Genomic DNA, 25,922 nt, shown 5'->3' with positions numbered 1-25,922 from the left:
CCAGGTCCGCCCCCGCCGGCGCTACCGCGCCGCCGCGATCCGCCCCCGTACCTCGCCGAGGGCGACCCGGGTGCCGCCCGGCCCCGGGGCCCAGGCGGTCATGGTGACCTCGTCGCCGTCCTCCAGGAAGGTGCGCTTGCCGTCGGGGAGTTCGAGGGGGTTCTTGCCGCCCCAGCTGAGTTCGAGGAGGGAGCCGCGCTCGCCCTCGGTCCCGCCGCTGACGGTGCCGGAGCCGTAGAGGTCCCCGGTGCGCAGCGAGGCGCCGTTCACCGTCATATGGGCGAGCTGCTGGGCGGCGGTCCAGTACATGGTGGAGAAGGGCGGCTCGGAGATCACCTGGCCGTTCAGCTCCACAGTGATCCGCAGGTCGTAGCCGCCGGGCTCGCCGCGCAGCTCCTCCAGGGTGTCGTCGAGGTAGGGGAGCAGCTCGTGGGTGCGGGCGGGCGGCGCGATCCGCGCGGCGTCCAGGGCCTCCAGCGGGGTGATCCACGCCGAGACCGAGGTCGCGAAGGACTTCCCGAGGTGCGGGCCGAGCGGCACGTACTCCCAGGCCTGGATGTCCCGCGCCGACCAGTCGTTGAGCAGGGTCAGCCCGAAGACGTGCTCCCGGAAGTCCGCCAGCGCGACCGGCTGCCCGATCTCCGTCGGCACGCCGACCACGAAGCCGACCTCCGTCTCGATGTCGAGCCGCACCGAGGCCCCGAACACCGGCACCGGATCGGCCGGCGTCTTGCGCTGCCCCGAGGGCCGTACGACCTCCGTACCCGAGACCACGACGGTCCCCGCCCTGCCGTGGTAACCCACCGGCAGATGCTTCCAGTTGGGCATCAGCGAGTCCTCGGCATCCGGCCGGAACAGGCGGCCGAGGTTCCGCGCGTGGTTCTCCGAGGCGTAGAAGTCGACGTAGTCCGCCACCTCGAACGGCAGGTGCAGGGCCACCTCGGCCAGCGGGTGGAAGTACGCGGCCGCCGTCTCGCGGTACGCGGACTCGGTCACCCAGGCGGTCAGCTGCCGCCGCACCTCGCTCCAGACCCCGCGGCCCGCCGCCATCAGCGGGTTGAGCGTCGCCTGCGAGAGCACACCGGCGTGCGGCGACCCCAGCACCCCCGCCACCGCCCCCGCGTCGAGCACGAACTCCCCGAGCCGCACCCCGACCCGGCGCTCACCGGAACCGCCGGGGGAGAACACGCCGTACGGAAGATTGTGCGGCCCGAAGGGATGCCCCTCGGCCAGATCGAACGGGCTGTCCGCGGACTGCTGCTCGGGCATCGGTCGGTGCCTCGCTCTCCGTGCGCTGGGTACTCGTGCGGCCCACGGTAGCGGGGGGCGGAGACGAAGGGGACGGCGGGAGCCCCGATTTATGAAATGTGCGTCCGATTAACGGACGGTGATGGGGAATGAAGTGCGGGATCAGGAGCCGAAGTGGATCGTCCCGTCCTCGTCCATCTTCGGGTGCAGGGCCATCGGCTCACTGGTCTCGACGTCCGAGGCGCGCGGTGGTTCGGGCCCGTCCCCGCCGACGCGGACCAGGCGTTCCACCCGGCAGATCCGGTAGACCTCTCTGCCGACCCGCGCCTCGTTCGCCCGCTCCGCCGCCCGGAACTCCTCGGCCGCCGCCGCGTACCGGGCCGTGACCCTCGCGTCGAGACGGTAGATCTTCGCCCAGAACTCCCGCAGGCCGTCGTACAGCAGCAGCCGGGCGTCGTGCGGGGTCGGCATCAGCACGCCGTGCGGAGTCCAGCCGGGCCCGTTCTTCTCGATCACCCCGAAGGCCACCGGCAGCAGGACGATCTCCGGATGACTCCGCACCGACGCCTCGGACTCCCGGCACACCTGCGAGGGGAACCCGAAATCCGTGTACGCGAACTCGCGCAGCCCCAGCCGCAGCGCCCCGGCGGAGAGGCTGGTCTCGCCGTGGCCGGGCTCCAGTACGAAGCCCTCCGGGTCCGGCGGGACATAGGGGTGGTGCTCCCAGACCCGCTTCAGCGGTTCCGGATCCGTGGCCCGGGGCGGTTCGAGGCCGCTCACGCCCCCGCGTGCGAACTCGTCGCCGCGGATCACCCGGTAGCGCGCGCCGAGGACCTCCACCTCGTCCACGGGCTCGCGCTCCAGCACCGAGACCGCGGCCAGCAGCGCCCGGCGCTCCGTACGGTCCTCGGTGTCGTCTTTGGCCCGGAACCACAGGTACGACTGGAGCGCGTCCCGTGCCTGCTGCGGCGTCCCGTCCGTCACCGACTTCAGCACCCGCCACTCGGGCCCTCGCGCCGGATCCCGCACAGCCACCCCGAAGACCGGCCCGCGCAGCGTCACTCCCGGATACCGCTCGGACGCCTCCATCGCCTCGGTCTCCACCACCAGCTCCGCCGGGTGGTCCCGCTCCCTCAACCCGGCGTGGAGGGCGTCCAGTTGTCGCTTCCAGTCATCGACCATGACCCCATTGTGACGAAGGGGGAGGGGTGGGGAGGGCGTATGGCATATTCACCGGGTGGGGGTGGGGGTGGGGGTGGGGGTGGGGTGCGGTGGGGGCGTGCGCCCCCGGGCGTGCTGGGGCTCTCGGCATCGGCGACGGGGCGGGAGGCCGGGCCGTGGGTCGACGCACTCACGGTGTGCCTCGCATCTCGCGCCGAGTTCGCCTCGGGCTGCTGCGGCAGCGTCGCGGTCCTCCAACTGGAGTCTCACGCCGGACGAGTGGGTCGCTCCGATGAGTCGCTCCGACGGAAATCTCGACCGACCGGCTCTTGTTCACAGCTCACTTGCTGCGCTGAGCGCTGCTTTCCAGGGTTACCAGGTCGATTGTGCGGGCGCACAATTCGGTGGCTGTGAAATCTTCGATGCCGAAGGCTTCTTCCCGAACAAGATGCTCGACTTTCGGATCCGTTCAGTGTGTCTCATTTCCGTTGCGGTACGCTGAAACCTTGGACAAGAAGGCTGTATCTGCAGTGGCGCTGATTTTGACGCCCTCGGAATTCACTTTGAGAGTCACCAGATCTGGCTTCGTGAGGGAGATGTCTGCCCTTGTTGTCGTCGCGAAGCCGTCGAGTCGCACCTCGTGAATCCCCCCAAGTGTAATTTCCAATTGCACTGTGTTGAATTCCTTTGTGATCCATTTTGTGGGTGGATTCTGAGGAGGTCTTTTTAGGTCGAATCGGAGAATGAGAGATGGTCCGTCGCGAACCAGTCTTACTTCGTGCAGTGAAACGCCTGAGAGGGAGGGGTTCCTTCGGTGTAGATATTTTCCAGACCTGCAGGATTGGTCACATGATTCAACCAAGACATAGTCGCTCTTCCCCGAAGGCCATACGTTGAGTGTGAGGGGCCTTGGTCACGCACGCCGCCTTCTACTGGGCTGCCCCCCCGAGAGTGCCGTGGTCACGGAACTCCTGCTGCCGCTGGTGCGCACCGAATCCACTACGGGGCATCGTGCTGGGCCAGGTCACGTATACAGACGGGTAGGTTTTCCCTGCGTGGCAGATCTGAGCTCGGATGTGTTCCGATTCCTAGGTGCCCGGCTGCCATGTGCGTCTCCCGGGAGTCGGCCCACAGCACCCACTTTGCGATGAAATTTGTGATGCTCCATGTGACGGCCAGGGCAGGTCTCAATGGGGCCGCGGGCCTCGCCGCCGGGGTGGCTGTCCGGCCGGTGGGCGAAGGTCTGGTTGCCGGCGGCGTCATAGGCGTAGGTCTCCGTCCAGTTGTGCGCGTGGACGGCGGGGCCCGCGTCCAGATTTTCTGCCCCCTCCCGTACGTGCGTCCCCCGCCCAACTCCCTCAAGCAGCAGGGGAGTCGACCCTCAGCGAGGCGCCCTCGGCCCGCCCGGTGGCGGGGCGCCGGCGCAGCAGTGCGGTCGCGGGCGGCAGCAGTAGAAGGACCGTCGCCGCGGTGATGCCGGAGCCGAGGGCCGCCCCGGCGACCACGTCGTGCGGGTAGTGGGCGCCGAGCAGGACGCGGCTCAGTGCCTCCGCGAGGGCGAGGGGCAGGGCGAGGGCCGCGAGGCGGGGGCGCAGCAGGACGAGACCGGTGGCGAGGCCGAAGGCCAGGGTCGTGTGGTTGCTGGTGAAGGACCAGTCACCCGGCGGCGGGCAGGCGCCGAGGGTGTCGGTGACCCCGGTCGCGCGGCAGGGGCGCTCCTCGTCGACGACGACCTTCACGGCCTCGCTCAGCGCGTACGCGGCCAGCGTGCCGCCCACCGCGAGCAGTGCCCCGGCGAGCGCCGCGGCGTCCCGGCGGCGCAGTCCCGACCAGCCGGTCAGCGCGAGCAGCAGTCCGAGCAGGAGCAGGAGGCCGGGGGAGGAGGCCTCCAGCGCGGTACCCGCCCAGGACGGCACGCCCTCCGTCGCCCGCACCGCGTCCCGGTAGAGCTCCGCGGACCAGCCGTCCGTCACGCGCACCGCCCGCGGGGTACCGAGGCCCCCGGGAGCCAGCAGGCCCACGACGGCCGCGGCGCCGAGCAGCGCGGCGAGGGAGGTCAGCAGCCGGGCCGCGGGGCCCGGCCGAGGGGTCCGCGTCCCGGGCGACCGGTGGGGTGACGCCTCCGTTCCCGTCTGCGCGGGTGACCGGTGGTGCCCCGCCTCCGTTCCCGTCTGCGCGGGCGGCTGGTGGGCCACCTCCTCCGTTCCCGTCTGTGCGGGGGAGTCCGCCTGCCTCGTCCTGGCCATGTCGCCGGTTGTCACGTTCCTCTTTTTCTGGGTGCGGGTGCGGGTGCGGGTGGGGGCGTGCGCGGGGGTGTCTCTGCCGTGGCCGGCCGCGTGCCCACCCTCTGCTGCGTCTTCTTCTCGGCCTGCTGCTTCTTCTCGGCCTGTTTCGTCTTCTTCGGCGGCCTCATCGCCGTGGTTGAGCTTTTCGCCATGCCCTCGACGCCAGGAAGCGCCGGGGGAGAGGGGAGAAGGGGAGAGAGGAGAAGGGGAGAGGACGAAGGGCGGGGACGGGCCCTGACATCGGTCAGGGGAGCGGGTCCTCGCGGGCCCCCCGCCCCAAGTCGTACTGGTACAGGACTTCCTGGTGTGTGGGCCGGTAGCCGAGGCGGTCGTTGACGGCGCGCATCGGGAGGTTGCTCAGGGCGGTGTCGGTGAGGAAGCCGTCCAGGTCCGGGTACTGCTCGCAGGCCAGGCGGACCGACTCGGCCTTGAGCCAGAGGGCGAGGCCCCGGCCGCGGTGCTCGGGCAGCACGCCGGTGCCGTAGTGCTGGGCGTCGCCGGTGCCCGTACCGGGGACGACGAGTTCGGTGAAGCCGACCAGGGAGCCGTCCGCCTCGTCGGCCACCGCGACCGTGTGCAGGCGGTCGCCGCGGCGGGCGACGGCGCCGGTGGCGGCGGCGACCCGGGCGGCGTCCCACACCATCGGGCCGTGGTCGGCGTCCTCCATCGGCATGTCGTCCATGGCGCGGCGGGAGGCGACGAAGGCCGCGAGCAGATGCTCGGGTACGTGGCCCGCCCAGTGCACCAACCGGTAGCCCGGGTGCGGGACTTCGGTCAGCGCCCGCACGGTGGCGAGGTCGAGCCCGCGGCGCGCGAGCCGGGTGAAGCCGAGGCGCAGCGCGGGACCGAAGCCCGACCGGGCGAGGAAGGCCGCGGCCGCCGAGTCGCACGGCACCTGCGCCAGCACGCTCCGGCGCTCCTGCTCCCGGGCCGAGTCCAGGGCGGCGGTGAGCAGGCGCCGCCCCACGCCCTGGCGGCGGTGCGCCGGGTGGACGGTGACCTCGATCTCGGCGAGATGCTCCTGGCCCCGCGCGCACAGCAGCCGCAGGAAGGCCGAGCCGAGCGGGACGGAGTCCGGGTCCGAGGCCAGCCAGGCGAGTCGGCGGGCGGCGCCGGGCGCGGTGCCCTCCGCCTCGGTGAGCACGGTCAGGGAGGTGACGGCCACCGGGGGCGCGGCCGGGGGAGCGGGTGCCTGCGGCTGCCCGGGTACGGGCGCGGCCGGGTCGGCGGGGCGAGCGGTGGGGCGGAGGGACAAGTGCGGTTCTCCGTAAGGCGATCGGGGAGGGCTGGTGCGTGCGGGATCGGGAGCGGGCCGGGGTGTGGGATCCGCGGAGCGGGGTGGACCGCCCCCGGGACCCGGGGGTCCGAGGGTATGCCCTGGTCGGCGTCCCGAACTGTACCGAGCGTGCGGGGCCGGGCACCCTGCGGCAACGGTTTTTCCGGGGTCGCGGGCAGGGTGCCCGGGGCGGGGCTCGCTCGTTGGTCGAATCAGTGCTGTCGAACCGGTGGCCCGGGCCCCCGCGACTGCCTACCATCGATCACCGCAAGACTTTGTGCACCGTCGCACAAGCTCGCCGGGAGGACACCTTGCACAGCCTGTACCGCGGCAGCCGTCCGCGCCGCCGTCGTTCCGCGCTCGCCCTGTCCGCCGCCCTGGTGGCCGCGGCGCCGCTGCTCGCCGCCTGCGGCGACGACGCCCACCCGGGCGCGGCCGCCGTGGTCGGCGGCGAGCGCATCACGGTCTCCCAGCTGGAGAACCGGGTCAACGAGGTGCGCGAGGCCCAGCGCTCCGCGACCGGCGGCGGGGCCCAGTACGCCGAGGCCGTCTCCAAGAGCGGCGGCCTCGCCCGCGACACCCTGCACACCATGGTCCTGGACCGGGTGCTGCACCGGGCCGCGGCGGACTCCGGCATCTCCGTGACCCGCCGCGAGACCCAGCGGATGCGTGAGGGTCTGGAGAAGCAGGCGGGCGGCGCGAAGGCCCTGGAGGCGGGCTGGCTGCGGCAGTACGGCGTCGCCCCCGCCCGGCTCGACGCCAGCCTGCGCACCGAGCTGGAGGCCCAGAAGCTGGCCCGGGGGCTCGGCGCCGACATGCAGACCAAGGAGGGGCAGGACGTCTTCTGGCGCCATATGTCGGCCACCTCCAAGAAGCTCGACATCGACCTCAACCCCCGCTACGGCACCTGGGACGCGGTCAACAGCAAGCGCACCGACGCGAAGACGCCGTGGCTGCGCGAGGTCTCGCGGGGGCAGCAGCCGGCCTGAGGCCGTGCGGCGCGGGGGTGCCCGGCCACTGCCGCCGGGGGCCCCGCCCGGGTGGGTTACGTTCGGTGCGTGAACGCCACTTCGGAGACGGCCGCGGGCCGCATCGTCCTGCTCACCACCAGCCACCGGGTCGCCCCCGGGCTGCTGTCCTGGCCCGCCTGGCAGACGCTGCGGGCCGCCGACCGCGTGCTCTGCGCCGACGCCGCGCACGTACAGCTGCCGTATCTGCGGGAGGCCGGGGTCGAGGTCGCGCGGGAGGCGCCGCTCGCGCGGGAGCTGGTCGACCGGTGCGCGGGCGGGCGCACGGTGGTGGTCGTCGCCACCGGTGAGGGCGACCGGAAGCTCACCGACGGGCTCGCCGCGCTGGCCGGTTCGGGCCGGGTCGCCATGCCCGAGCTGGAACTCCTCCCCGCCTCCTACGACCTCCCCGGCGCCCGCCTCCTCGACCTCGTCCAGGTGATGGACCAGATCCGCGCCGAGTGCCCGTGGTCCTCCCGGCAGACCCACAAGGGGCTCGCGCAGTACGCGATCGAGGAGGCGTACGAACTCGTCGAGGCGATCGAGGACGGCGAACGGGCGGAACTGCGCGAGGAGTTGGGGGACGTCCTGCTCCAGGTCGTCTTCCACGCCCGGATCGCCCAGGAGGGACCCGCCGCCGGGGACGCGGCGGCGGGGGAGGAGGAAGGGGACGGCGAGGAGGAGGTCGGAGCCTTCTCCATCGACGATGTCGCCGCCGGGATCGTCGCCAAGCTCATCCACCGCCACCCGCATGTCTTCGGCGAGGAGACGGCCGAGACCCCCGAGGACGTGAAGGCGCTCTGGCGGCGGACCAAGGCGGAGGAGAAGCAGCGCGACTCCCTCACCGACGGCGTCCCGCTCGGTCAGCCGGGCCTCGCCCTCGCCGCCAAGCTCGCCTCCCGGGTGCGCACCGCGGGCCTCGACGTGCCCCTGCCCACCGGCGAGGGCATCGGCTACCGGCTGCTCGCCCTCGCCCTGGAGGCCCAGGAGCAGGGCGTGGACCCCGAGGCGGCTCTGCGCTCCGCGGCCCGCGCCTACCGGGACGCCATCCTGGCGGCGGAGCAGGGCCAGGCCTGACGGCGGTGGCGAGCGGGACGAGAGAGACGAGCGGGACGAGCGGGAGTCAGCACGTGTCCGAGCAGGTGGGGCGGCAGGGGCAGGCCGGGGAGCCCGGCGGCCCGGACGCCCAGGCCGCCCCCGGGAGTTGCCCCCTCGCCGGTGCCGAGAGCCCGCCCGAGCTCTTCACCTGGGAGTTCGCGGCGGATCCGTACCCGGCCTATGCCTGGCTGCGTACGCACGCGCCCGTGCACCGCACCCGGCTGCCGAGCGGGGTGGAGGCCTGGCTGGTGACGCGGTACGCGGACGCCCGGGCGGCGCTGGCCGATCCGCGGCTCAGCAAGAACCCGGCGCACCACGACGAGCCCGCGCACGCCAAGGGGAAGACCGGTATCCCGGGCGAGCGCAAGGCCGAGCTCATGACGCATCTGCTGAACATCGACCCGCCGGACCACACCCGGCTGCGCCGCCTCGTCTCCAAGGCCTTCACCCCGCGCCGGGTGGCCGAATTCGCGCCCAGGGTCCAGGAGTTGACCGACTCGCTGATCGACTCCTTCGCCGCGCGGGGCAGCGCCGACCTGATCCACGAGTTCGCCTTCCCGCTGCCGATCTACGCGATCTGCGAACTGCTCGGCGTCCCGCGCGAGGACCAGGACGACTTCCGGGACTGGGCGGGCATGATGATCCGGCACGGCGGCGGACCCCGCGGCGGCGTCGCGCGCTCGGTGAAGAAGATGCGCGCTTACCTGGCCGAACTCATCCACCGCAAGCGCGAGGACCTCGGCGAGGAGTCCGCGCGCGACGACCTGATCTCCGGCCTGATCCGCGCCTCCGACCACGGTGAGCACCTCACCGAGAACGAGGTCGCCGCGATGGCCTTCATCCTCCTCTTCGCGGGCTTCGAGACCACGGTCAACCTGATCGGCAACGGTACGTACACGCTGCTCCGCAACCCCGGCCGGCGGGCCGAGTTCCAGCGGGCGGTGGCCGAGGAGGACAGCGCGCTGCTCGCCTCCTCGGTCGAGGAACTGCTGCGCTACGACGGCCCGGTGGAGCTGGCCACCTGGCGGTTCGCGACCCGGCCGCTGGAGATCGGCGGGCAGCGGATCGCGAGCGGCGACCCGGTGCTCGTGGTGCTGGCCGCCGCCGACCGCGACCCGGCCCGCTTCCCCGCCCCGGACACCCTCGACCTCGCCCGCACCGACAACCAGCACCTCGGCTACGGCCACGGCATCCACTACTGCCTCGGCGCACCCCTGGCCCGCCTGGAGGGCCAGTACGCCCTCGGCACCCTGCTCCGCCGCCTCCCGGACCTGCGCCTCGCCGCGGAACCGGAGGAGCTGCGCTGGCGCGGCGGCCTCATCATGCGCGGACTGCGCACCCTGCCGGTCAGCTTCACCCCGCGGTAGGGCGGCCGCCTGAGGGTGCTCGCGGTAGGGCGGTCCGTCCTCGGGTGGACGGGGCGGCGTACCGCGTATGTCGGACATGCGCGGCGTCCGGTCCGCGGGCCCGCCGACCCGCTTTGCGGACCCGGGGCCAACCCTGCTCACTGCCCTGAACCGCCTCTGGCCATGCGGAATTGACGGAGCGTCAGGATTGTGATGTACGCGTGATCTCCGCTGCATCGACTTGTGACAAGCGTTCGACTCCGGCTACGTTCTCGGGCAACTCGGCGGCTGGTCACAGCCGTCACCGCTGTCACGCGAAAGGCCACGGCATGCTCTCCGGGAACGGTCGCCATCGACGCCCCCGCCAGGCTCCGGCGTTCGTCGTCACGGCGGGGGTGACCGGCTCCGCGCTGGCCCTGCCGCTGCTCGCCGGGACCGCCGCGCACGCCGCGGACAAGGCCACCTGGGACCGCCTCGCCGAGTGCGAGAGCGGTGGCGCCTGGAGCGCGAACGAGGGCAACGGCCATTACGGCGGGCTCCAGTTGACGCAGCGGGACTGGGAGTCCTACGGCGGCCTCGACTTCGCCGCCCGCCCCGACCTCGCCAGCCGCTCGCAGCAGATCGCGGTCGGCCAGAAGCTCCTGGACGACAAGGGCCCGGCGGCCTGGCTGGCCTGCGCCGCCGTCGCCGAGCTGACCGGCGGCGGCCCGGAGCCCTCGGTCGACCCCGGTGTCCCGGACTCCGGCAGCCCGAAGCCGAGCGACAGCCCGGAGCCGGATGACAGCGGCGAGCCTTCCGGATCGACCTCGCCCTCGCCCTCGTCCTCCGGATCCGATGACGACTCCGGCAAGAAGGACGATCCGAACCCTTCGGACTCGGCGGACCCGTCGGACTCCCCGAAGGAATCGGATGAGCCCGGCGCCCCGGAAGCCGACCCGGGCGCCACCCCCGAGGACTCCGCCACCCCGGGCGACGGTGACGACAAAACCGGCGATGAGGGTGATTCCGGTACGGATCGTGGCAACTCCCCTGGCTCCGGCGAGGGTTCGGGTTCCGGTGAGGAGGGCTCCGGCCGCCACCGCGGTGAGCCCGCGCCCGGCGCGGACGTCCCCGACCGCCCCGGGAGCTCCACCGGCCGCCACTCCCGTCCCGGTGACTCGCCCGCGGCGGGGGACGGTTCGTACTCCGTGCGGCCGGGCGACAGCCTGTCGGTGATCGCGGAAGCACAGGATGTGGACGGCGGATGGCCCGCGCTCTACGCGCTCAACAAGGAGACGGTGGGCGCCGATCCCGACCTCATCCTGCCCGGTCAGAGCCTTGCACTTGCCTCCGAAACGGACGTTCCCCAGGGCTAGTTCGGGGGTTATTGTCCGCTTTGGTGAAACTGAGACATGAGTCTCAGAAGCCCTGATCGTCTTTGGAGATCCGGCGAGCGCGTGTTTACGGTCGTGACCGCTCGCCACAGCGGGCTCCGTGAGACCGTCACGCCGAATCCTGCCGGCGGTCCCCGGGAAACTCGTCGCGTGAAGCGCCGTTGGCAGGAGCGGGGGAACCAAGGTTTGCGCCGGGTCCCAGGGGCCGGGCAGCACATGCTGCCCACTTCGGGAAACGGCTAGGGGTGAAGTCGCACAGCGCGAGCGTGCGGCCGGGCAATTCGCCTTCTGCTCCGACGGAGCGGGGGGCACCCCATCGGCCCGAACCCGACAGCTCACCTCGCAGGCGTCGGTGAGGGGATCTCTTCATGCTGCTTTCCGGCAAGGGCAAGCACCGCCGCCCGACCGTCTTCAACCGCACCACCCGTGTCGTCACGCTCGCCGGCGTCGCCGGTGCCGCCATCGCCGCGCCGCTGGTCACCAGCGGTTCCGCCTCCGCCGCCACCGCCTCCGAGTGGGACAAGGTCGCCCAGTGCGAGTCCGGCGGCGACTGGTCGATCAACACCGGCAACGGCTTCTACGGCGGCCTGCAGTTCACCAACTCCACCTGGGCCGGCTACGGCGGCACCCAGTACGCCGCCCGCGCCGACCAGGCCACCAAGGAGCAGCAGATAGCCGTCGCCGAGAAGGTGCTCGCCGGTCAGGGCAAGGGCGCCTGGCCGTCCTGCGGTGTCGGCCTGTCCAGCACCCCGTACGGCGGCGGCGCCCCGCAGTCCGGCGCTCAGCAGGAGAGCAAGCCCGCCGAGCAGCGCTCCTCGCGCTCCGAGGAGCGTCCGGCCCCGGCGAAGAAGGCCGAGCCGAAGGCCGAGAAGAAGACCGTCACCACCCCGACCGGCAAGAAGGTCGCCAAGGGTGACGGCGAGTACAAGGTGGTCAAGGGCGACACGCTCAGCGAGATCGCCGCCGACCACAAGGTCAAGGGCGGCTGGGCCGAGCTCTTCAAGCTGAACGACGACATCGTCGACGAGGCCGACCTCATCTACCCGGGCCAGCAGCTGCACCTGAGCTGACCCCGCACGGCCGGAGGTGCCGGGCCCCGCGCCCGGCCCGCCCCCGCGAGGACCGCCCCGCCCCACGCGTCATCCCCCGTACGCGTGGGGCGGGGCCCTTGTCTGCCGCCGGGTTCCCGCCGGGCCGCACCGGGTTCCGGAAGCGACTGGCCGGTAGCCGTACCCGGACCGGCGGGACGGCGGGGAGCGGGGGACGCGAAATGCGTATGTTCATCCTGTTATTCGTATCTTCTGGTCGTCTTTTCGTCCCGGTACGTGGGCCGTCGGCCGGGGCCGGTGCCCACTGCGGATAGGCTCTTGGCGCAAGGACACCCCCGCACAAAGGCGTGCTCCCGCATTCCACGCGTCACATCCCAGAAGGAGATGCTCGTGCCGTCCATCGACGTCGTCGTAGCCCGGGAAATCCTGGACTCCCGAGGCAATCCCACGGTCGAGGTCGAGGTAGGCCTCGACGACGGAAGCACCGGCCGTGCCGCCGTCCCCTCCGGTGCCTCCACCGGTGCCTTCGAAGCCCTGGAGCTCCGCGACCAGGACGCGAGCCGCTACAACGGCAAGGGCGTGGAGAAGGCCGTACTCGCCGTCATCGAGCAGATCGGCCCCGAGCTGGTCGGCTACGACGCCACCGAGCAGCGCCTGATCGACCAGGCGATGTTCGACCTGGACGCCACCCCGGACAAGTCCTCGCTCGGCGCCAACGCCATCCTCGGCGTCTCGCTCGCCGTGGCGCACGCCGCCTCCGAGGCCTCCGACCTGCCGCTCTTCCGCTACCTGGGCGGCCCCAACGCGCACCTGCTCCCGGTGCCGATGATGAACATCCTCAACGGCGGTTCGCACGCGGACTCCAACGTCGACATCCAGGAGTTCATGATCGCGCCGATCGGCGCCGAGTCCTTCTCCGAGGCCCTGCGCTGGGGCGCCGAGGTCTACCACACCCTCAAGAAGGTGCTGAAGGACCGCGGCCTGTCCACCGGCCTCGGCGACGAGGGCGGCTTCGCCCCCAACCTCGGCTCCAACCGCGAGGCCCTCGACCTCATCCTCGTCGCGATCAAGGAGGCCGGTTACGTCCCCGGCCAGCAGATCGCGCTCGCCCTCGACGTCGCCGCCTCCGAGTTCTACAAGGACGGCGCCTACGAATTCGAGGGCAAGTCCCGCTCCGCCGCCGAACTCACCGAGTACTACGAGGAGTTGGTCGCCGCCTACCCGCTGGTCTCCATCGAGGACCCGCTCTTCGAGGACGACTGGGACGGCTGGAAGGTCATCACCGACCGCCTCGGCGACAAGGTGCAGCTGGTCGGCGACGACCTCTTCGTCACCAACCCGGAGCGCCTGGCCCGCGGTATCGACGAGGGCGCCGCCAACTCCCTCCTGGTCAAGGTCAACCAGATCGGCTCGCTGACCGAGACCCTGGACGCCGTCGAACTGGCCCAGCGCAACGGCTTCAAGTGCATGATGTCGCACCGCTCCGGCGAGACCGAGGACGTCACCATCGCCGACCTCGCCGTCGCCACCAACTGCGGCCAGATCAAGACCGGCGCCCCGGCCCGCTCCGAGCGCGTCGCCAAGTACAACCAGCTGCTGCGCATCGAGGAGATCCTCGACGACGCCGCGGTGTACGCCGGCCGCAGCGCCTTCCCGCGCTTCAGCGCCGACCAGTAGTCCCGCCTCCGGGCCCCGCGCCCGGTTGACCGTGTCCCCGCCCCCGGTCCCGTACCGTGTGCGGGGACACGGTGACGTACAGCGCAGTGGGGAGGCGGGCGATGGCCGGCAGGAAGGCTCCGGGCGGACCGCGGGATGCCGACAGGTTCTCCACCTCCACCCGGCTCCGGCTGATCGGCGAGCAGACCGCCGAGCGCGTCTACCGCTCCCAGACCCGGCGCCAGGCCCGCCGTTCCCGGCTCACCGGCCGCGCGGCCCTGCTCGCCCTGGTGCTCTGCTCGCTGGTGGTGGCCCTCGCCTACCCGATAAGGCAGTACGTCTCCCAGCAGGCCGAGATCGACGAGCTGCGCCGGGAGAAGGCCGAGCGCCGCGAGGAGGTCGAAAGACTCCGCGACGCCAAGGCCCGCTGGCAGGACGACAGGTTCGCCGAGCAGCAGATCCGCGCCCGACTGCACTACGTACGCCCCGGGGAGACCGGCTACACCGTGGTCGGCCCCGACGCCACCCGCGCCCGCCCGCGCACCGAGGGCGCCACCGACCGCCCCTGGTACGCCAATGTCTGGGACGGCGTGGACAAGGCCGACCGCTCCGGCGGCTGAGCCCGCCCGCCGCACCCGCGGACCGGCGCCCCCTCGGGCCGGGCCGCCCCACTCGCCGCCCCATATGAGGAAAGACGACAGTTCAGGCATGGACACCCCCGACCACCGACCGACCGAAGACCCCGCGGGCAGCCGCCCCGCACCCCCGGCCGGCCGGACCGCCTCGCCGCACGGGGACCTCGCCGTCCTGCACCGCGCGGACCTGCCCCCGACCCCGCGCACCCTCCCGGTCGACGCCGACGTCGAGGCCTTCCAGCAGCAACTCGGCCGCCCCCCGCGCGGACTGCGGGCCATCGCGCACCGCTGCCCCTGCGGCGAACCGGACGTGGTGGAGACCGCGCCGAGGCTCCCGGACGGCACCCCCTTCCCGACGCTGTACTACCTGACCTGTCCGCGGGCCTCCTCCGCGATCGGCACCCTGGAGGCCGAGGGCGTCATGAAGGAGATGACCGCCCGCCTCGCCGAGGACCCCGAACTCGCCGCCGCCTACCGCTCGGCGCACGAGGACTACCTCCGCCGCCGCGACGAGATCGAGGAGCTGACCGGCTTCCCGAGCGCGGGCGGCATGCCGGACCGGGTGAAGTGCCTGCACGTCCTGGTCGCGCACGCGCTCGCCGCGGGCCCGGGCGTCAACCCGCTCGGCGACGAGGCCATCGAGCTGCTGCCCGCCTGGTGGCGCAAGGGCCCCTGCGTGAGCCACACCCCGGCCGCCCCGGCCGACTCCGACGAGCCCGAGGAGCAGGCATGACCAGGGTCGCGGCCGTCGACTGCGGTACCAACTCCATCCGCCTCCTGGTCGCCGACGCCGACCCGGCGACCGGTCGACTCACCGACCTGGACCGGCGGATGGAGATCGTCCGGCTCGGCCAGGGCGTCGACCGCACCGGCCGCCTCGCCCCCGAGGCCCTGGAGCGCACCTTCGCCGCCTGCCGCCAGTACGCCGCGATCGTCAAGGAGCACGGCGCCGAGCGGCTGCGCTTCCTCGCCACCTCCGCCTCCCGGGACGCCGAGAACCGCGCGGACTTCGTGGCGGGCGTCCGGGAGATCCTCGGCGTCGAGCCCGAGGTGATCACCGGGGCGCAGGAGGCCGAGTTCTCCTTCACCGGCGCCACCAGGGAGCTGACCGGCCGCACCGACCTGGCCACGCCCTACCTGGTGGTGGACATCGGCGGCGGCTCCACCGAGTTCGTCGTCGGCGACCGGGGGGTGCGCGCCGCCCGCTCCCTGGACATCGGCTGTGTGCGGATGACCGAACGGCACCTGGTCCACGAGGGCCGGATCACCGACCCGCCGACCGAGGCGCAGATCGCCGCCGTACAAGGGGACATCGAGGCCGCCCTCGACGAGGCGGAGCGCACGGTGCCGCTGCGCGAGGCCAGGACCCTGGTGGGACTGGCCGGTTCGGTGACCACCCTCGCCGGGATCGCCCTGGACCTGCCCGCCTACGACTCGGCGGTCATCCACCACTCCCGGATCTCCTACGCCCAGGTCGACGCCATCACCGACCGCCTGCTGCGCGCCACCCACGCCGAACGCGCCGCCGTGCCGGTCATGCACCCCGGCCGGGCGGACGTCATCGGCGCGGGCGCCCTCATCCTGCGCGGCATCATGGACCGCTGCGGCGCCACCGAGGTCGTGGTCAGCGAGCACGACATCCTGGACGGCATCGCCTGGAGCGTGGCGGGCTGAGGGACGGGGGAGCGGTATCCGCCGCCGGGCCCGCGGACCGCCTCTCCCTCTCCCTCTTCTCACCCTCCTTCGCGCCTTCCGCGGAGCCTCTTGTTACTTACGGGTAATCCTTCGCCTGAGCAGTTCGGGTATCGTCTGAGCGCGCCCTCGGGGGCCCTGGAGGCCCCCGGAAAAGGCCTCGCCGAGAATGTTCGTGAAGTTCTTCACAAGGATTGGGGCCCGGGTGGAGCCATAAGGCGCCCGTAAAGGCCGCTTCCGGCGGCCCGGGGCCCGTCCCGGCTCAACTCCGCCAGGGTGATGGCGTGTTACATCCCTGTGAACTGAGGTGAGCGTCCGCCGTCGCCTGGGAATCGGAGGCGCAGCTCAGGGGGGTTGCCGGTGCGGGTGAGTACACGACTGTACGGCGCGCTTCGTGTGATCTGCGCAAAATGAGCCGCGCAGTGTAGCAGAAGGGGCACCCATGCTTGTGAAGGGGCGCACGAGCGACCCCCTCCACCCGGGTGGATACTCGATGGCATGAGCACCACGGAGCGTCCCAGGATCCTCGTAGTAGGCGGCGGATACGTCGGCTTGTACGCGGCTCGCCGCATCCTCAAGAAGATGCGTTACGGCGAGGCGACCGTCACCGTTGTCGACCCGCGCTCGTACATGACCTATCAGCCCTTCCTCCCCGAAACGGCCGCCGGCAGCATCTCGCCCCGGCACGTCGTCGTCCCGCTGCGACGCGTGCTGCCGAAGGCCGAGGTCCTCACCGGCCGGGTCACCACCATCGACCAGGACCGCAAGGTCGCCACGATCGCCCCGCTGGTCGGCGAGGCGTACGAGCTGCCCTTCGACTACCTGGTGATCGCGCTCGGCGCGGTCTCCCGCACCTTCCCGATCCCCGGCCTCGCCGAGCAGGGCATCGGCATGAAGGGCATCGAGGAGGCCATCGGCCTGCGCAACCACGTCCTCGAGCAGCTCGACAAGGCCGACTCCACCACCGACGAGGAGGTCCGCCGCAAGGCGCTCACCTTCGTCTTCATCGGTGGCGGCTTCGCGGGCGCGGAGACGGTCGGCGAGGTGGAGGACATGGCGCGCGACGCGGCCAAGTACTACACCAACGTCAAGCGCGAGGACATGCGCTTCGTCCTCGTCGACGTCGCCGACAAGATCCTCCCCGAGGTCGGCCCCAAGCTCGGCCAGTACGGCAAGGAGCACCTGGAGAGCCGCGGCGTCGAGGTCTACCTCAAGACCGGCATGGACTCCTGCGTGGACGGGCACGTGGTGCTCGGCAACGGCCTGGAGGTCGACTCCAACACCATCGTGTGGACCGCCGGTGTGAAGCCGAACCCGGCGCTCGCCCGCTACGGCCTGCCGCTCGGCCCCCGCGGCCACGTCGACACCCGGCCCACCCTCCAGGTGCAGGGCACCGACTACATCTGGGCCGCGGGCGACAACGCGCAGATCCCCGACGTGGCCGCGCGCAAGGCGGGCAACGAGAACGCCTGGTGCCCGCCCAACGCCCAGCACGCGCTGCGCCAGTCCAAGGTCCTCGGCGACAACGTCATCTCCGGTATGCGGGGCTTCCCGCAGAAGGAGTACAGCCACGCCAACAAGGGCGCGGTGGCGGGCCTCGGCCTGCACAAGGGCGTCGCGATGATCGTCCTCGGCAAGATCAAGATCAAGGTCAAGGGCCGCCTCGCCTGGTACATGCACCGTGGCTACCACGGTCTGGCGATGCCGACCTGGAACCGCAAGATCCGCGTCTTCGCCGACTGGACCCTCGCGGTCTTCCTCAAGCGCGAGGTCGTCTCGCTCGGCGCGATCGAGACCCCCCGCGAGGAGTTCTACGAGGCGGCCAAGCCCGCCCCGGCACCGGCGGCGGCCCAGCCCGTCGCCCCCGCGGGGGAGCGGGCCAAGGCCTCCTGACCCCCCGTCCCGTACGGCCCCGAAGGGGCGCTCGCCATCCGTGGTGCGAGCGCCCCTTCGGCGTTTCCGGGCGTCTGCACGTACGCATGAGCGGGCGCCCGCGCGTGCGCGCTCCCGGGCGCCCGCTCGCGCGCGGGGCGTAGGGAGCTGATGCGGGGCGTACGGGGCCGGTGGGCCGCTCATGGCCCGGTGGGGCGGGCCCCCGCCCCACTTACGTGCCCCAGGCAACTTCTTTGCCCAGGCATGACACGGCAACGGGACTGTGCGCGGCCCCGGTTGGTGTTTACGTGGTATCGGGCGCTTTGCTCGGGCTGAGGCCACGGAGGTGTGCGTGATGCGGGACGCGGCACGGCAGCTGCAGTCGGTTGCCGAGGAACTGTGGGGGACCGGGCTGCCGCTGCGGCTGCGCGCCTGGGACGGCAGCGAGGCGGGCCCGCCCGGCGGCCCGGTGCTCGTCGTCCGCAACCGCCGCGCGCTGCGCCGGCTGCTCTTCAAGCCCGGCGAACTCGGCCTGGCCCGCGCCTGGGTGGCGGGCGACCTCGAAGTCGAGGGCGACCTCTACGCCGCGCTCACGCTGCTCTCCGGACTCATCTGGGAGCGCGGGGAGGACACCGGGGGTTCCCGGAGTCTCGGCGCGGCGCTGCGCGAGCCGGGCGTGCGCGCCGCCGTGCGCCGGCTCGTGGCCCTGGCCCGTCCGCTGCTGCCGCCCGCCCCGCCGGCCGAGGAGCGGCGCCGCCCCGGCCTGCTGCACCGGCACACCAGACGCAGCGACCGGCAGGCCATCGGCCACCACTACGACGTCGGCAACGACTTCTACGCGCTCGTCCTCGGCCCCTCCATGGTCTACTCCTGCGCCTACTGGGGCGGCCCGGAGGACACCCTCGAAGCCGCCCAGCGCGACAAGCTGGAGCTGGTCTGCCGCAAGCTCGGGCTGCGGCCCGGGATGCGGCTGCTCGACGTCGGCTGCGGCTGGGGGTCGATGGCGATCCACGCCGCCCGGGAGCACGGGGTGCGGGTCGTCGGGGTCACCCTCTCCGCCGAGCAGGCCGCCTTCGCCCGCAAGCGGGTGGCCGACGCGGGCCTGACCGACCGGGTCGAGATCCGCGTCCAGGACTACCGCGACGTCGCCGACGGCCCCTTCGACGCCATCTCCTCCATCGGCATGGCCGAGCACGTCGGCGCCGCCCGCTACCTGGAGTACGCGCGCACCCTGCACGGCCTCCTGGCCCCCGGCGGACGGCTGCTCAACCACCAGATCGCCCGGCCCCCGCAGCACGACGAGGACGCTTACCAGGTCGACGCCTTCATCGACGCCTATGTCTTCCCCGGCGGTGAGCTCGCCCCGGTCGGCACCACCACGGGGCTCCTGGAGGAGGCCGGTTTCGAGGTGCGCGACCTGGAGAGCCTGCGCGAGCACTACGCGCTGACGCTGCGCGGCTGGGTCGCCAACCTGGAGCGGGAGTGGCGCCGGGCCCGCGCCCTCACCACCCCGGGCCGGGCCCGCGTCTGGCGCCTCTACATGGCGGCCTCGGCGCTCGCCTTCGAGTCCGGGCAGCTCGGGGTGAACCAGGTGCTCGCGGTGCGCGCCGCGGACGGGGGCGGCTCCGGCCTGCCGCTGCGGACCCGCGACTGGCGGTGAGCCCCCGGCGGCCCCGGCGCGGACCCGGGGCCGCCGTCCGGCCGCCGCCGGGAATCTGTCTTCAACTACCCTTATGCGGAGGGAAGTTGAGTTGTAGTCTGCATTTACGGAGGGTCATCTTCCGGCCTGACAGGGCCTTTTGCCGGGTGGTCAGGGGCCGGGCGGGCTCTCGGGGGCGGCGATATTCCGTCAATCCCTGGCAGCGCCTGCGCGGCGCCGAGGCCCGCGCTGGCGGGCCCGAACACCCGGTTGAGAGATCTGACGCGCCCTCAGACGCCCATAAAATAAGACAGTATCGGCCCCGGGTGCCGATCGTCGCCGGGGCCCGTCCCGATAGTCTCGAACCGCTCGATGCGGAGCCATGGCCTGCCCGGATGGTGGAATGCAGACACGGCGAGCTTAAACCTCGCTGCCCCTCGGGGGCGTACCGGTTCAAGTCCGGTTCCGGGCACCTCCGCGCCCACGTTCCCCCGGTGCTCCACCGCACCCGGAAGAAGCCGGAAGAAGATCGTACCGGTGCGCGGACGGTGCCCCCGAAGCTCGCGGGCCCGCCCGGTCCGTCGTGCGGAGCCGGAGTCCGTACGGGCCCCGGCCGGACCGCACCGGCCCGGGCCGCCCCGCCCCCGGGCCGCCCGCCCGCCGACGTGGAATCTCCCCCTCGCGTACCGTGTTGCGAGTCACAGGCGGAGGCGAAAGATCCTCCCCAGGCAGTACTGTCAGTCTTTTGCCTACGCATTACTCTTGAGCCAAGGCCGTGCAGTGCGGCCGATGGAGGAGTGACATGAGGAGCAGCAACCCGGTCTTCTCGCGACGGGGCTTCAGCCGCGACAACGGCTACGCGGGCTTCAACGCCGCGCCCCAGGCCGGGGGACCCGCCGTCGCGACACAGGGCAACCCGTACGCGGGTCAGCAGCAGGCCCCCGCGAACCCGTACGCCCAGAACCCGTACGCCCCCCAGGACCAGCAGTACGGCGCCCCGCAGGCGCCGGCCGCCACCCGTATGACGATGGACGACGTCATCATGCGCACGGCGAGCACGCTGGGCCTGCTGGTCGTCACGGCCGCGCTCGCCTGGGCGCTGCTGCCGGTCGACGACGCCAACATCAGCAAGTCCTACGGCATCGCCATCGGCGCCGGTCTGGTCGCGATGGTGCTCGGCCTGGTGCAGGCCTTCAAGCGCAAGGCCTCGCCGCCGCTGATCCTCGCCTACGCCGCCCTGGAGGGCGTCTTCCTCGGCGTGGTCTCCAGCGTGGTCGACAACCGCATCGCCGACGGCGCGGCCATGCAGGCCGTGATCGGCACGATCAGCGTCTTCGGCGCGGTCCTGCTCGCCTACAAGGCGGGCTGGATCCGGGTGAACCGCCGCTTCTACGGATTCGTGATGGCGGCCGCGGTCGGCTTCCTGATCCTGATGGCCGTGAACCTGCTCTTCATGGTCTTCGGCGGCGGTGACGGCCTCGGCTTCCGCAGCGGCCCGCTCGGCGTGGTCTTCGGCGTCATCGGCATCCTGCTCGGCGCGGCCTTCCTCGCCATGGACTTCAAGCAGGTCGAGGACGGCATCGCCTACGGCGCCCCGCGCGAGGAGTCCTGGCTCGCGGCCTTCGGCCTCACCATGACCCTGGTCTGGATCTACATGGAGTTCCTGCGCATCATCGCCATCCTGCAGGGGAACGACTAGCGCCCGCCGATCCGGTGACGGTCCCGCCCGCCGGGACCGCCACCGGCACGGCGAAGGGCCCGCGGCTTCGGCCGCGGGCCCTTCGGCGTTGTCCGGGGCGGATGAGGGTGGTGGCGGTCCGGGAAGAGAGCGGGCGAGGGTGTCGGCGGTGCGGCTAGCCCAGTTTGCGGGCGGCCCGGCGCAGGTCGTACTCGTGGATGATCGCCTTGGCGTGCCCGTACGCGAGGTCGTGCTCGGAGCGGAGCCAGCTGACCTTCTCCTCGAAGCGGAAGAGGGAAGGGCCTTCCTCGACGGTTCGCAGCCAGTCGGAGATCTCGCGGCCGGTGCACGCGGGAATCCTGGCGAGCAGATTGCGGTGGGTCTCCTGCGAGAAGAGTTGAGACATCGGCGCCTCCGGACGCGTTCGATGTGGTCCGTCCTTCACGTCACCGTGCCTGAGCGCCCGGGAGTTGGCAACAGTCCCGTACGGGCGCATCGGATCGCGGCGCGCTATAGGGTCACCGGGTGCTCGATACGACCCCCCTCATGGACGCCGTCCTGCGCTTCGCCGACCGGCTGCGGGCCGCCCCGCAGAGCAGACTGCAACGGGGCGCCGCCGCCGAGGCCCTGGCGCTCGCCCGTGAACTCGCCCGCCGCGCCCAGCTGATCGAGGAGCCGGAGCGTACGCCCCGGGAGATGCCGGAGGCCGGGATGTTCGCGGTGGCCGACCAGCTCACCGTCGCGGGACGGGACCTGGCGCTCGTACTGACCGCCCCGGAGGCGCTCGGCGAGTCCGTCGCCCTGGTGGAGGAGGCCCACAAGCGGGCGGGGGTCTGAGGGGGGCGAGCCCGCGCGTGCGGTGTGCGCGGTGCGGTCTGCGCGGCGCCGGTCAGGCGGAGGCGATCACCCGGTCCGCGAGGACGTAGACGTTGTCCTCGCCGCAGGCGAAGGTCAGCGAGTAGGCGCCCGAGACCCCGGAGCCGCCGAGCAGCACCGGCGCCTCGCCGTTGACCAGGGCGGCGGCCAGCTGCTGCGCGGTCTCCCGGTGGCCGGGGGTCATGCAGAGCGTGGTCCCGTCCGCGAAGACGTAGACGTCGAGGGTGCCGAGCGGGCCGGGCCGGACGTCCGCCAGCTCGGTGCCGGACTCGGCGAGCTCCTCCAGGGCGGCCACCGTGCGCTCGTGGTCACCGGTCACCGGCGACCGGTCCGGCACGAAGTCCGGGTGGGAGGGGTGGCGGCGCCGGGCGGCGGCCAGCTCCGGCGAGTCACCGGAGGCCTCGTGCGGCCCCGCCGAGTGGCCCAGCTGGTTCTCCTCGAACTCCACCGTGGCCTCGGCGAGATGCTCCAGGCCGATGAAGTCCGCCTGCCGCGGCAGGAAGAGGTCGTCGGCGGGCAGGCCGAGCAGCGAGGGCGAGTCGGAGGCGTCCCGCGCCTCCTGAGCGGCCCAGAAGGCGCGTGCCTCGGCGAGTTCACGCTCGCGCTCCTCGGCCAGCGCCTGGGCGACGGCGGTACGTATCTGCTCGGTGTCCGCGGCGGCACGGGCCGCCGGAATCGAGGCCTCGGCGCGCAGAGCGGTGCTCTCGGCCAGTTCCGCGCGCAGCGAGGTGAGCTGGCCGCGCAGTCCTCGTACGGTGTGCAGCGCGGCGGTGCCGACGGCCGTGGCGGTGGCCGTGGCGAGCAGCAGAGCTATGGGGATGGCGCTCACTGAATAGACTCCCGGTTCAGTCGACCCCCGACTTCTTACCTCAGCTTGAAGCCGGGGACGACCCACTGTCAGTGCATTACGTCACCGACTTGGCGGGCCCTAAGACCCTGACCGGTCCCCCGTACCGGCCGTGGCCTGCGAAAACCGGCCACCCCGGGACGCAGGTCACATCCTGGGGGAGATTGGGTCACGGCCGGGCGTTGTGCCGGGACCCCGTCCGAAGCGCCCGCGACGCGCGCTCTGGACGGGGTCCCGTCGGATCAGTGCCTGCTGTCTATCAGCTCAGCCGCTCGATGACCATGGCCATGCCCTGGCCGCCGCCCACGCACATGGTCTCCAGACCGAACTGCTTGTCGTGGAACTGCAGGCTGTTGATCAGGGTGCCGGTGATCCGGGCGCCGGTCATGCCGAAGGGGTGGCCGACGGCGATCGAGCCGCCGTTGACGTTCACCTTGTCCAGGTCGAAGCCCAGCTCCTGGTAGGAGGGGATGACCTGGCCCGCGAAGGCCTCGTTGATCTCGACCAGGTCGATGTCGTCGGTGGTCAGGCCCGCGCGCCGCAGCGCCTGGCGGCTCGCCTCGACCGGGCCGAGGCCCATGATCTCGGGGGAGAGGCCGGTGACGCCGGTGGAGACGATGCGGGCGAGCGGGGTCAGGCCCAGCTCGCGGGCCTTGGTGTCGCTCATGATCACCAGGGCGGCGGCGCCGTCGTTGAGCGGACAGGCGTTGCCCGGGGTGACCCGGCCGTCGGGGCGGAAGGAGGGCTTCAGCGCGGCGACCGCCTCCAGGGTGACGCCGGGGCGGGGGCCGTCGTCCTTGCTGACCACGGTGCCGTCCGGGGTGGTCACCGGGGTGATCTCGCGCTCCCAGAAGCCCTTGGCGATGGCCTCCTCGGCGAGGTTCTGCGAGCGCACCCCGAACTCGTCCATCGCCTCGCGGGTGATCCCCTTGTGGCGGGCCAGGTTCTCCATGGTCTGGCCCATCGCGATGTAGGCGTCCGGCACCAGGCCGTCCTCGCGCGGGTCGTGCCACTCGTCGGCGCCCTCCTCGGCCTTCTTCGCGGTACGGGCCTCGGCCTCGGCGAAGAGGGGGTTGTGGGTGCCGGGCAGGTCGTCGGAGGAGCCGTTGACGAAGCGGGAGACCATCTCGACGCCCGCCGAGAGGAAGACGTCGCCCTCGCCCGCCTTGATCGCGTGCAGCGCCATCCGGCTGGTCTGCAGCGAGGAGGAGCAGTAGCGGGTGATGGTGCAGCCCGGCAGGTGGTCCATGCCCAGCTGCACGGCCACGATGCGGGCGAGGTTGTGGCCCTGCTCGCCGCCCGGCAGACCGCAGCCGAGCATCAGGTCGTCGATGTCCCGGGGGTCGAGCGCGGGGATCCTGTCCAGGGCGGTCTTGATGATGGTGGCGGTCAGGTCGTCGGCCCGCACGCCCTTCAGGGATCCCTTGAAGGCGCGGCCGATCGGGGAGCGGGCGGCTGAGACGATCACGGCTTCGGGCATCACGGCTCCAGTTCGGAGAGCGGGCAGGTGCGGTACCGGCGGTACTGGGACTCCAGGCGAAGTTACCTCTGCGTAGGGGGCGGGTCACCCTCGTCCGCGTGTGACACCTGCCGCATTTTTCTAAGCGCTTGCTCACTGCCAGGGTGCCACGCCTCCGGGGCGGGTGCCATGGCCGTACGGGCGCGTGCCACGGCCGTACGAGGGGTGGCGGGGGCGCACGCGCACGGGCGGCGCGCGTACGGGCGGCCGGGCGCGTGTGCGGGGGTGGCGCGCGTACGGGAAGCGGCGGCGCCGCTTGTCCGCGGGCGGTGGCGCGACCCGCGCGGACAGGGCGCCACCGCCGGCGGTCAGCCCGTCGTCCCCCCTTCCGCGCGCTCGGAGTCCGGCGCGGAGTCGGCGGGGTCCGGAGTGGAGCCCGCCGAGCCCTGCGCGGAGTCCCGCTCGGTGAAGCGCCCCCGCCAGGCCCGCCACGCCCGCTCGCCGCCGGGGCGCGGCTCCTGGTCCTCCTGCGGGGCCGGGCCGGGGGAGCTGATCCGGCGCCGGCGGCGCCGCTTGAGCAGCGCCCAGGGTCCGCGGGGCCCGGTCGCGGTGGCCGGGGTGACCTCGGTGCCGCTCTCGGCCGCGGCCGCGGCGGCGGCCCGGGCCACCGGCAGGAAGCCCTCCCGCCGGGACGTCTCGGGGCGCTCGGCCTCCGGCCACAGGCCCAGGCTCGCGCAGAGCGTGGGCAGCACGGCCATCGCCGCGGTCACATACCCCTCGGCGGAGGGGTGGTACTTGTCCGGGCCGAACAGCTCGCGGTTGGCGGCGAACTCGGGGCCGAGCAGATCGCCGAGCGAGACCGTACGCCCGCCCTGCTCCACGGTGGCGATGGTCTGCGCCGCCGCCAGCTGCCGCGAGGCGCGCCGGGCCAGCCAGCTCAGCGGCTGGTAGACGTGCTCGATGGTGCCGAGGTCGGGGCAGGTGCCGACCACCACCTCGGCGCCCGCGGTGCGCAGCCTGCGCACGGCCGCCGACAGGGAGCGCACCGACTCGGTGAAGGGCATCCGGTTGGTGACGTCATTGGCCCCGATCATGATCACGCAGACGTGCGGAGGCCGGGCCCGGTCCGCGAGCAGCAGCGAGACCTGGCGGCCCAGGTCGTCGGAGCGGGCGCCCGGCAGCGCCACATTGCGCAGCTGCACCGGGCGCTCGGCGACCGCCGCGAGCCCGGAGGCGAGCAGCGCGGCCGGGGTCTCCCGGGCCAGCCGCACCCCCTGGCCCGCCGCGGTCGAGTCGCCCAGCATCGCGAACCGCAGTAATCCGCCCGGGGTGCCGTGCTCGGCGAGGCCGTCGCCGTAGAGGCCGTCCGCCCGGGGCGGCGGCTCGTCCTCCTCGCCCGCGTGGTTGCCGACCTGGCGCTTGGCCAGCTCCGCCTCCGTGAGCAGCAGTCCCACCGCGGCCGCGCCCAGCAGCCCGATCCCGCCCGATCCGTACGCCGCCCCCGCGGCGATCCGCCGCGCCACCCGCGCCCTCGACGACATTCGCGACACCACCTCCTGACCCGTACTCCACTCCTTGCCCCGCCGGACGGGCCGGTCAATCCAGCGCGGCGGGAGAAGCCTTCGGCCGACAGTCAACAGGGATCCGGCGCGCGGCGTGCGGGCCTGTGGACAACTTGTCCCCGGGCCCCTGTGGACAACTCACCGGGGCCGCCCGGCACGCCTT

Annotated in this window: 22 protein-coding genes, 1 tRNA gene and 1 riboswitch; of the genes, 14 read left to right on the top strand and 9 right to left on the bottom strand. The window is 72.5% G+C overall.

The window, feature by feature from the left end:
• Positions 1-21 precede the first annotated feature (21 nt).
• The 5 genes from fahA to HFV08_RS28030 form a co-directional block, all read right to left on the bottom strand.
• Positions 22-1,269 carry a fumarylacetoacetase gene (fahA, locus tag HFV08_RS28050; RefSeq protein ID WP_168543251.1) on the bottom strand — a complete coding sequence of 416 codons (1,248 nt, stop codon included), beginning with the start codon at positions 1,267-1,269 and terminating at the stop codon, positions 22-24.
• 141 nt (positions 1,270-1,410) lie between these two features.
• Entirely contained in the window at positions 1,411-2,430 is a 1,020-nt protein-coding gene (locus HFV08_RS28045; RefSeq protein WP_168543250.1) for a DUF5954 family protein, read from the bottom strand.
• 448 nt (positions 2,431-2,878) lie between these two features.
• Positions 2,879-3,271 carry an Imm50 family immunity protein gene (locus tag HFV08_RS32610; protein ID WP_168543249.1) on the bottom strand — a complete coding sequence of 131 codons (393 nt, stop codon included), beginning with the start codon at positions 3,269-3,271 and terminating at the stop codon, positions 2,879-2,881.
• A 496-nt stretch (positions 3,272-3,767) separates the two neighbouring features.
• Positions 3,768-4,655, bottom strand: coding sequence for a phosphatase PAP2 family protein (locus tag HFV08_RS28035; protein ID WP_210430887.1), 888 nt, complete (start codon positions 4,653-4,655; stop codon positions 3,768-3,770).
• Positions 4,656-4,938: 283 nt separating this feature from the next.
• On the bottom strand, positions 4,939-5,844 hold the full coding sequence (locus tag HFV08_RS28030) for a GNAT family N-acetyltransferase (RefSeq protein ID WP_168543285.1): 906 nt from the start codon (positions 5,842-5,844) through the stop codon (positions 4,939-4,941).
• A 437-nt stretch (positions 5,845-6,281) separates the two neighbouring features.
• Here HFV08_RS28030 and HFV08_RS28025 point away from each other — a divergent pair, with 437 nt between their 5' ends.
• The 13 genes from HFV08_RS28025 (at position 6,282) to HFV08_RS27965 (ending at position 21,036) form a co-directional block, all read left to right on the top strand.
• The gene (locus tag HFV08_RS28025) at positions 6,282-6,959 is read left to right on the top strand and encodes a SurA N-terminal domain-containing protein (RefSeq protein WP_376770745.1); all 678 of its coding nucleotides are present in this window, start codon (positions 6,282-6,284) and stop codon (positions 6,957-6,959) included.
• A gap of 69 nt (positions 6,960-7,028) precedes the next feature.
• Complete coding sequence (locus tag HFV08_RS28020; protein ID WP_168543247.1) at positions 7,029-8,054, top strand: nucleoside triphosphate pyrophosphohydrolase; 1,026 nt, start codon at positions 7,029-7,031, stop codon at positions 8,052-8,054.
• Positions 8,055-8,107: 53 nt separating this feature from the next.
• The gene (locus HFV08_RS28015; protein WP_312885862.1) at positions 8,108-9,442 is read left to right on the top strand and encodes a cytochrome P450 family protein; all 1,335 of its coding nucleotides are present in this window, start codon (positions 8,108-8,110) and stop codon (positions 9,440-9,442) included.
• A gap of 308 nt (positions 9,443-9,750) precedes the next feature.
• Positions 9,751-10,776: a LysM peptidoglycan-binding domain-containing protein gene (locus HFV08_RS28010; protein ID WP_168543246.1), complete on the top strand. Its 1,026-nt coding sequence runs from the start codon at positions 9,751-9,753 to the stop codon at positions 10,774-10,776.
• A gap of 164 nt (positions 10,777-10,940) precedes the next feature.
• Positions 10,941-11,158, top strand: a riboswitch (cyclic di-AMP (ydaO/yuaA leader).
• 4 nt (positions 11,159-11,162) lie between these two features.
• Complete coding sequence (locus HFV08_RS28005) at positions 11,163-11,864, top strand: LysM peptidoglycan-binding domain-containing protein (protein WP_168543245.1); 702 nt, start codon at positions 11,163-11,165, stop codon at positions 11,862-11,864.
• A 369-nt stretch (positions 11,865-12,233) separates the two neighbouring features.
• Positions 12,234-13,520, top strand: a complete 1,287-nt coding sequence (eno, locus tag HFV08_RS28000) for a phosphopyruvate hydratase (protein ID WP_040256857.1) — start codon at positions 12,234-12,236, stop codon at positions 13,518-13,520.
• 101 nt (positions 13,521-13,621) lie between these two features.
• Positions 13,622-14,119 (top strand): FtsB family cell division protein, encoded by a 498-nt coding sequence (locus tag HFV08_RS27995; RefSeq protein ID WP_168543244.1) that lies wholly within the window; start codon positions 13,622-13,624, stop codon positions 14,117-14,119.
• Between the two features lie 88 nt (positions 14,120-14,207).
• Complete coding sequence (locus HFV08_RS27990) at positions 14,208-14,867, top strand: DUF501 domain-containing protein (RefSeq protein ID WP_246342134.1); 660 nt, start codon at positions 14,208-14,210, stop codon at positions 14,865-14,867.
• A complete protein-coding gene (locus HFV08_RS27985) occupies positions 14,864-15,808 on the top strand; it encodes a Ppx/GppA phosphatase family protein (RefSeq protein WP_168543243.1) in 945 nt (314 codons plus the stop codon). Before HFV08_RS27990 ends, HFV08_RS27985 begins: the two co-directional genes overlap by 4 nt.
• 516 nt (positions 15,809-16,324) lie before the next feature.
• A complete protein-coding gene (locus HFV08_RS27980) occupies positions 16,325-17,719 on the top strand; it encodes an NAD(P)/FAD-dependent oxidoreductase (protein WP_168543242.1) in 1,395 nt (464 codons plus the stop codon).
• A 334-nt stretch (positions 17,720-18,053) separates the two neighbouring features.
• Complete coding sequence (locus HFV08_RS27975) at positions 18,054-19,358, top strand: SAM-dependent methyltransferase (protein WP_168543241.1); 1,305 nt, start codon at positions 18,054-18,056, stop codon at positions 19,356-19,358.
• Between the two features lie 368 nt (positions 19,359-19,726).
• Positions 19,727-19,809: transfer RNA gene (locus HFV08_RS27970), tRNA-Leu, on the top strand.
• 330 nt (positions 19,810-20,139) lie between these two features.
• The gene (locus HFV08_RS27965) at positions 20,140-21,036 is read left to right on the top strand and encodes a Bax inhibitor-1/YccA family protein (RefSeq protein WP_040249506.1); all 897 of its coding nucleotides are present in this window, start codon (positions 20,140-20,142) and stop codon (positions 21,034-21,036) included.
• A gap of 154 nt (positions 21,037-21,190) precedes the next feature.
• On the opposite strand, the gene HFV08_RS27960 is transcribed toward HFV08_RS27965, so the two are convergent.
• Entirely contained in the window at positions 21,191-21,421 is a 231-nt protein-coding gene (locus HFV08_RS27960; RefSeq protein ID WP_040249503.1) for a DUF4287 domain-containing protein, read from the bottom strand.
• Between the two features lie 119 nt (positions 21,422-21,540).
• On the opposite strand from HFV08_RS27960, the gene HFV08_RS27955 reads away from it, so the two are divergent.
• Positions 21,541-21,852, top strand: a complete 312-nt coding sequence (locus HFV08_RS27955) for a hypothetical protein (RefSeq protein ID WP_168543240.1) — start codon at positions 21,541-21,543, stop codon at positions 21,850-21,852.
• A gap of 52 nt (positions 21,853-21,904) precedes the next feature.
• On the opposite strand, the gene HFV08_RS27950 is transcribed toward HFV08_RS27955, so the two are convergent.
• From HFV08_RS27950 to HFV08_RS27940, 3 genes are all read right to left on the bottom strand, one after another.
• Positions 21,905-22,720 carry a hypothetical protein gene (locus HFV08_RS27950; RefSeq protein WP_168543239.1) on the bottom strand — a complete coding sequence of 272 codons (816 nt, stop codon included), beginning with the start codon at positions 22,718-22,720 and terminating at the stop codon, positions 21,905-21,907.
• Positions 22,721-22,997: 277 nt separating this feature from the next.
• Complete coding sequence (locus HFV08_RS27945; protein ID WP_168543238.1) at positions 22,998-24,218, bottom strand: acetyl-CoA C-acetyltransferase; 1,221 nt, start codon at positions 24,216-24,218, stop codon at positions 22,998-23,000.
• A gap of 347 nt (positions 24,219-24,565) precedes the next feature.
• Positions 24,566-25,738, bottom strand: a complete 1,173-nt coding sequence (locus HFV08_RS27940) for an SGNH/GDSL hydrolase family protein (protein ID WP_210430885.1) — start codon at positions 25,736-25,738, stop codon at positions 24,566-24,568.
• Positions 25,739-25,922 lie beyond the last annotated feature (184 nt).

Source organism: Streptomyces physcomitrii (assembly GCF_012273655.1).
In the GTDB taxonomy this organism is placed as follows: domain Bacteria; phylum Actinomycetota; class Actinomycetes; order Streptomycetales; family Streptomycetaceae; genus Streptomyces; species Streptomyces physcomitrii.
The sequence above is the reverse complement of the archived record's forward strand: the minus strand, read 5'-3'. Positions and strand labels throughout refer to the sequence as shown.